The sequence below is a fragment of the Flavobacterium sp. genome (genome assembly GCF_043720215.1).
In the GTDB taxonomy this organism is placed as follows: Bacteria; Bacteroidota; Bacteroidia; order Flavobacteriales; family Flavobacteriaceae; genus Flavobacterium.
Genome location: NZ_JAYSSZ010000274.1, coordinates 1 through 7,070, shown reverse-complemented (window position 1 = coordinate 7,070; position 7,070 = coordinate 1). Strand labels below are relative to the sequence as shown.

General features: G+C 32.2%; 5 protein-coding genes. 1 reads left to right on the top strand and 4 read right to left on the bottom strand.

The window, feature by feature from the left end:
- On the bottom strand, positions 1 to 974 hold a 974-nt coding region (locus ACHZC3_RS12140), incomplete at its 3' end, for a phage integrase SAM-like domain-containing protein (RefSeq protein ID WP_394760124.1).
- 383 nt (positions 975 to 1,357) lie between these two features.
- Here ACHZC3_RS12140 and ACHZC3_RS12135 point away from each other — a divergent pair.
- Positions 1,358 to 1,987, top strand: coding sequence for a class I SAM-dependent DNA methyltransferase (locus ACHZC3_RS12135; protein ID WP_394760123.1), 630 nt, complete (start codon positions 1,358 to 1,360; stop codon positions 1,985 to 1,987).
- Between the two features lie 157 nt (positions 1,988 to 2,144).
- On the opposite strand, the gene ACHZC3_RS12130 is transcribed toward ACHZC3_RS12135, so the two are convergent.
- The 3 genes from ACHZC3_RS12130 to ACHZC3_RS12120 all read right to left on the bottom strand — a co-directional run bounded on the left by ACHZC3_RS12130 (position 2,145) and on the right by ACHZC3_RS12120 (position 6,839).
- The gene (locus ACHZC3_RS12130) at positions 2,145 to 3,917 is read right to left on the bottom strand and encodes a response regulator (protein WP_394760122.1); all 1,773 of its coding nucleotides are present in this window, start codon (positions 3,915 to 3,917) and stop codon (positions 2,145 to 2,147) included.
- Positions 3,918 to 3,955: 38 nt separating this feature from the next.
- The gene (locus ACHZC3_RS12125) at positions 3,956 to 4,399 is read right to left on the bottom strand and encodes a response regulator (RefSeq protein ID WP_394760121.1); all 444 of its coding nucleotides are present in this window, start codon (positions 4,397 to 4,399) and stop codon (positions 3,956 to 3,958) included.
- A gap of 79 nt (positions 4,400 to 4,478) precedes the next feature.
- Complete coding sequence (locus ACHZC3_RS12120; protein ID WP_394760125.1) at positions 4,479 to 6,839, bottom strand: PAS domain S-box protein; 2,361 nt, start codon at positions 6,837 to 6,839, stop codon at positions 4,479 to 4,481.
- Positions 6,840 to 7,070: the final 231 nt, after the last annotated feature.

Sequence of the window (7,070 nt, the reverse complement as noted above, 5' to 3'; positions counted from 1 at the left end):
ATAAAATAACGTGTTTCTTCGCTTTTATAATATCCAACTTTATCTGTTATTATTGGAAATATAAAATCATCTTGCTGCACATTTTCTTTTTTGTATTTACTTAAAATATCAAGTGCGACTTTACCGATTTTAAATTGGTGTAATCTTCCTGTTTTACGAATTACTTTTTTTATTCTTTGCTCTTCTTCGTTAAAATTATTGTATTGCAATTCTATAACATCACTAAATCTTAATCCTCCTGCATAAATTGAGAAAAGGAATAAATCTCTCCATAAATCCGCTTTTCGTCCTTCCTTTAGCTCTAAATTGGTTAGTATTTCGATTTGGTCTTTGTTTAAAAAAACTCTTTTTTCAGTATCTTTTTTTAATGTCAGTTTATTAAATGGGTACATATATTCTGGAATAATATCTTCTTTAATGGCTTCCTTGAACATTATTGCCAAAATCATTATAGAGTAACGTTGTGTTGTTGCTCCATTTTTTAGAACATTTCCCATATGAGCCATATAATCCTTTAAAACCGAAACCGTAATATCATCAAAATACACATCCTTACTACCCACATAATTTTCAAATTTCTTGGTGTACAATTTGTAATTTTTATAAGTTCCAAAAGAAACACTTCCTTTTATTTTTTCACAACGAGCATAAGAATACTCGAAAAAGTTTGGTACTTCTTTACCCTTTATAGCTTCTTTTAACTTTTTGATTGAAATGGTTTTTACTTTGCGTTCCAAGTCTGCAACTTGTCCTTCAGCATCTGCAATCTTTTGAGATAATGACGCATTCATTCTCGCACTATTTGGGTGGTTCTTTTTTACTTTCTGCTTTGTTTCATCCCACTCGTTCTCTTTTAGTTTAACTCCAGCAGTGATAAATTTCGTTTTTCTATCTTTTATAATTCGGATATAAAGCGGAGAATGACCTGTTTGGTCTGCTTGATGTGTTCTTAAAATTAGTTTAATAGAAGCCATAATGATAGGAAATTAGAAATGTTGTACTATATTTGTATTCCGATGCAAACAAGTGAAAGTATTGTAAACACAAGTGTTTCATACTGATGCAACGTAGTACGAAGGTACAACAATAGGTATAACAAAACAAGTATTTCATTGCTTTTTGTTGCTTACAATTGCATTGTGAAATTTTATAAAGTCAATAAATACAGTACTTTAAGTGCAAAACGGAACTGGCAGAAATAAACGGCTGCTAACAGGCGTTTAGCAAGATTGCGACTGACCTGCTTCCTAGAAATATTTGTGCAAAGTTTAGCATTTCTAGTTTGTATGAACTTTAGTGCTAAAATCCGCCACATCGCCAAGCGTCAGGACATTAATCGTCAGTTAAAAAAACCGAAATGGATAAATATTTAGAAACATTTGAAACTTGGAATAAAGTAGCAAAATTATATGAAGCTAAATTTATGGATTTAGATTTATATAATGACACTTATGACAAGTTTTGCGAATTATTGTTGAAGAAAAATCCATCAATTTTAGAAATTGGTTGTGGTCCTGGAAATATAACAAAATATTTATTGGATAAAAGACCAGATTTTGAAATTCTAGGAACTGACATTTCACCTAACATGATTGAATTGGCAAAAACAAATTGTCCTAACGCAATGTTTGAAATAATTGATAGTAGAGATATTGAAAATATAAAGAATAAATTTGATGCAATTGTTTGTGGATTTTGTTTGCCCTATTTATCCCAATTGGATGTTGAAAAATTCATAATTGATTGTAAAAATTTATTAAATGAAAACGGGAAATTATATTTAAGTTTTGTAGAAGGTGAAAAAGATAAATCAGGTTATCAGAAAGGTAGTACCGGAGACAGAACTTATTTTTATTATCACAATTTAGAAAACTTAACAAATCAATTAAAAATCAACAATTTTGAAAAGCAGGATTTGATAAGAAAAAGTTATGATAAAAATGATAAAACAGAAGAAATACATACTATTATAATAGCAGAAAAATAACCGAACAGCTAACAGCTATTACAACTTTAGGTGCAAACTTATACCCCAATCCTAAAAGAACATTATTGCTGATTTGTCACTTCTTCCTATCAGAAGCTACAGAAGGAATTTAATGGTTAATACACTATTAAAAGAAAATTAAAAGGTAACTTTTGCGTTAATTATGGAAGTACTTTTGTATTAGTAATTCTAATTCCATTTTGTTAACTGGTTTTCTTATATAATCATTGAATCCTGCATCCAAAGATTTTTCCCTATCCCCATTTAATCCGTAAGCTGTTTGAGTAATAATGACCACTTCTTTGTTAAATTGACGAATATTTTGCGAGGCTTCGTATCCATCCATAATAGGCATTTTAATATCCATCAATACTAAATCTATATCTTTATTATTATGGCAAGCTTCAACTGCATCGGCACCATTATCTACATTTAAAATTTCTTTACCAAAAGATTGGACGGCTTTATTAATAAAAAGTTTTGATATTTGGTCGTCTTCTGCAATTAGAATTTTAATCTTTTTTAGAGGAACTTCAATTTCATTGTCAATGACAAGGTTTTCAGTAACTTTTTTTTCTTCCAATTTATTGTTGTAAGGAATGGTAAAGTAAAAAGTGCTTCCTTTTTCTTCTTCACTTTCTAACCATATTTTACCGCCAAGCATTTCTATATATGCTTTAGTAATTGACAAACCAAGACCTGCTCCTTGCATTGCATGTATGTCTTCAATATCAGCTTGAACAAATCGCTCAAAAATGGCTTCCTGCCTATCTTTTGGAATCCCAATACCCGTATCTTTTACATAAAATTCCAATTCTTTGTTGCTACTCTGAATTGTGGATTCCGTTTTCGTTTTTAAAACATATCCCATTTCTATACAACCTTTGTTCGAATATTTAATTGCATTTTTAATAGGGTTTGAAAGAATTGAAAACATTTTTTCACGGTCAGTAGAAATGATGGATTCGTTTGCTGGTAAAGCGTTTTTGAAGAAAAGTTGCATTCCTTTGGCTTCGACTTCTGGTTTGAAAAAAGTATAAATATATTCTACTTGCTCGTTTATATTCGAATCTTTGATATTCATTTTCATTAAACCAGATTCTATCTTTGAAAGATCAACAATATCGTTGATTATATTTAGCATTCGTTTACCACTTTTATCAATTATCTCAATGTACTCTTGCTGTTCTTCAATTGTTAATCCAGGGCCTTTTAATAATTCAGCAAAGCCTAAAATGCCATTCATGGGTGTACGAATTTCATGGCTCATATTTGCTAAAAAAGCTGATTTTAAACGGTCACTTTCTTCAGCGTGTTCTTTGGCAATAACCAACTCTGCTGCTCGTTTTTCTTTTTCTTCATTTTGAAAAGCAAGTTCTTTGTTGGCAATAACCAACTCTGCTGCCCTTTTTTCTTTTTCCTTGTTTTGAAAAGTAAGCTCCTTGTTGGCTATTAATAATTCATTGGCTCGTTTTTCTTTTTCTTCATTTTGGGCTTCAATGAGCGCGTTTTTTTCTTTTAGTTCTAATTCATCTTTTTTTCGCTTTGCCTCCAACTCATATTCTTTTAAGGCTCTTTTAATTGCAGGGATCAGACGTTCAAGTTTGTTTTTAAGAACATAATCTGTTGCTCCGTTTACCATTGCATCAATAGCCCTATCTTCGCCAATAGTTCCTGAAACAAAAACAAAAGGAATGTGACTATGGTTTTGGCTTGCAATTTTCAAGGCCTCACTTCCCTGATAACCCGGCATACTGTAATCAGACAGGATAATATCAATTTTTTTGGTTTTTAAAAAATGAATAAAATCATCTTTATTGTCTACCAAATAATAATCATTTTTAATACCGCTATTTTCAATAATTGCGTGTATTAACTCAGAATCATTTATAGAATCTTCTAGGTGTAGTATTTTTATGTTATGATCCATATTGAAATTTTTATAAGTTGTTTTGCAAATAGAATTAATTATAAAATAATTGGAGGAGGTTGATTCACAATCGCCCAATATTGGCCCAAAATTTTTATAGCTTCCATGAACTGGTTAAAATCAACGGGCTTTACAACATAGGAATTAGCTCCTAATTTATAACTCTCAACCAGATCTTTTTCCTCACGCGAAGAGGTTACCATAATAACAGGGATTAAATTAAATTTGGAATCATTGCGAATGTGCCTAAGCACTTCAATTCCGTTCATTTTAGGCATTTTTATATCTAAGAGGATAACAGCGGGAAAGCCATGTTCATCTATGAATTTACCGCGTTTATAAAGGTAATCCAATGCCTCTTCACCATCTTCAGCAACAATAATTTCGTTGGCCATATTATTTTCAGAAAGAGCTGCAATGGCAAGCTCTACATCTTTGGGACTATCGTCTACAATAAGAATTCGTTTTATTTCTGTTTTCATGTGTACCTAATTTATTTTTATATTTTGACGTTTGTGTGATGTCATTATCCATCAAGATTCGTTTCCTGATTTTTGTTTATTAACTATTCTTTATTGGAATGCTAAAGAAAAATGTGGCGCCTTTGCCAATTTCACTTTCTGCCCAGCAATTTCCGCCATGCCTCATAACAATTCTGTTCACATTGGCCAAACCAATGCCAATTCCTTCAAAATCTTTGGCTTTATGCAGACGTTGAAAAACGCCAAATAGTTTATCTGCATACTTCATGTCAAACCCTACACCATTGTCTTTTACGTAAAATATTGCTTTTTCACCCTTCATTTTACCTCCAATTTCAATAATGGCTTTATCAAGGTTACGTGAATATTTCAACGCGTTTGAAATTAAATTTATCCATACCTGATTGAGTAAATTTTCGTCGCCCCATGAATCTGGTAGTTCTGCTATTTTTATCTCAACATTTCTTCCTTCCAATTCACTGGTAAAAGATTTTAAAACATGGTTGACTATTGTTTTTGTGTTAATTTTGGTTCCTTGCAATTCAGACCTTCCCAATCTTGAAAATGTTAATAAGGCATCAATCAGATTACCCATTTCGTTAGACGATTCTGAAATAATGTTCAAATACCTTATGCCACTTTCATTGAGCTGAATTGTATTATTTTTAATCAGTAAATCAACAAATCCGCAAATGTGTCTTAAAGGAGCGCGTAAATCGTGCGAAACTGAATAACTGAACGCCTCCAATTCTTTATTTGCAGATTCAAGCTGAGAGGTTCGTTCGATGACTCTCTGCTCTAAATGTATATTCATTTTTGTGATTTCTTCTTCTGCTTGTTTTCTCTGTGTGATGTCATTGCCCTGAGCGATAGTGGCAATCAGTATTTTTCCATCAGAAGACATTATATTTGCTGAATTCCAAAGAATTATTCTTTCAGAACCATCGATGTGAGCGATATTGATTTCTTCAACTTTCATCTGCTCACCCTCAAGTGTTTTCTTAATAAGATCCATTGAATTTTCGACAGAAGCAGGTGGAAAGAGAATTTCCAGAGTTTCGCCAAAAACATCTTTTTCAGTTCTCCCTGTAATGTTCTCGAAAGCTTTGTTAAACCGTGTGATTTTATAATTCTTGTCCCATACAATAATTGGAGCATTTGCAGAATCGATTAAACTCTCCAAATACTCATTGGTTTCCCGGCGTTCCTCGTTGGCAAGACTTAACTCCTCTGCCCGTATTTCTATCTCTTTTGTTTGTTTGGCCAGTTCAAGCATTTGTTTTCTAACGAGTGAAATATCTGTTGCAAACTTTAATATTTTGAAAGGTTTTCCAGATGCATCCAAAATTGGATTGTAGCTACCTTGTAACCAAATAGTTTTTCCGTTTTTGTCAATTCTCTTAAACTCACCTTGTATAAATTCACCGTTTTTTAAATTTTCCCAGAATTGTTGGTACTCTTTTGAAGCAACATAATCCTTCACAATAAAAATACTATGGTGCTTTCCCACAATTTCTTTTTCTGAATAACCCAACATCTTTGAAAAATTTTCATTAAGACCTAAAATAATTCCATTTAAATCGAATTCTATTATAGCATTCGAATTGTTAATAGCATTAAATTGATTGCTTAATTGTTGTTCTTTATCCTTTAACTTTTCATTTATTTGTTTTAAATCTTTGGTTTGTAGTGCCAGTGCAAGTACTTGTTTTCTCTCCATTTTGTTGGCAATGATTAACTCCTCTGCTTGTTTTTCTTTCTCTTTGTTTTGAAAAGCAAGTTCTTTATTAACCTTTCTTAACTCAATTGCCCATTTTTGTTCTGTAACATCACGTGCTGCTGCAAAAACACCAAGCACATTTCCTTTATCGTCTTTATAAACGGAAGCATTGTAAAGTACATCTGTTAAATTCCCGTTTTTGTGTTTTATGGTTAATGGATAATCCGATACAAAACCTTTTTCAAAAACCTGAAGATAACCTTCTCGGGCTTTATTTGGATCTGTAAAATAATTGGAGAAGTCTGTATCAATTAGCTTTTCACGCGGAACGCCCGTAACTTTTATTGATGCCTCGTTCACATCCGTTATCTTTCCTTCCGGACTGATAGTCACCAGTGGATCTAAACTGGCTTCTAATAAACTACGGGCATATTGCGAAGATTGTTTTTGTGCTGTAATATCACGTGCTGCGGCAAAAACGCCAAGCACATTTCCTTTATCGTCTTTATAAACGGAAGCATTGTAAAGTACATCTGTTAAATTCCCGTTTTTGTGTTTTATGGTTAATGGATAATCCGAAACAAAACCTTTTTCAAAAACCTGAAGATAACCTTCCTGGGCTTTTTTTGGATCTGTAAAATAATTGGAGAAGTCGGTATCAATTAGCTTTTCGCGCGAAATACCTGTAACTTTTACTGATGCCTCGTTCACATCCGTTATCTTTCCTTACGGACTGATAGTCACTAGTGGATCTAAACTGGCTTCTATCAAACTACGGGCGTAATTATTGTGATTTACATTGTGGATTTTTAATTTTGTTGTCATTTTTTTTCATTCATTTAGGTTAGACGTTAATCTTGTGGATAACATATTTAAACTTCCAACTTTGAATTTCGATTAAATGACTTGCTATTTTCAAATTATTTTTAACTCATTGTCTATAAGATACTT

Excerpts from the sequence above, each read along its gene's own strand:
- ACHZC3_RS12135 (WP_394760123.1), top strand. The coding sequence starts at position 1,358 with ATGGATAAATATTTAGAAACATTTGAAACTTGGAATAAAGTAGCAAAA.
- ACHZC3_RS12125 (WP_394760121.1), bottom strand. The coding sequence starts at position 4,399 with ATGAAAACAGAAATAAAACGAATTCTTATTGTAGACGATAGTCCCAAA.
- ACHZC3_RS12130 (WP_394760122.1), bottom strand. The coding sequence starts at position 3,917 with ATGGATCATAACATAAAAATACTACACCTAGAAGATTCTATAAATGAT.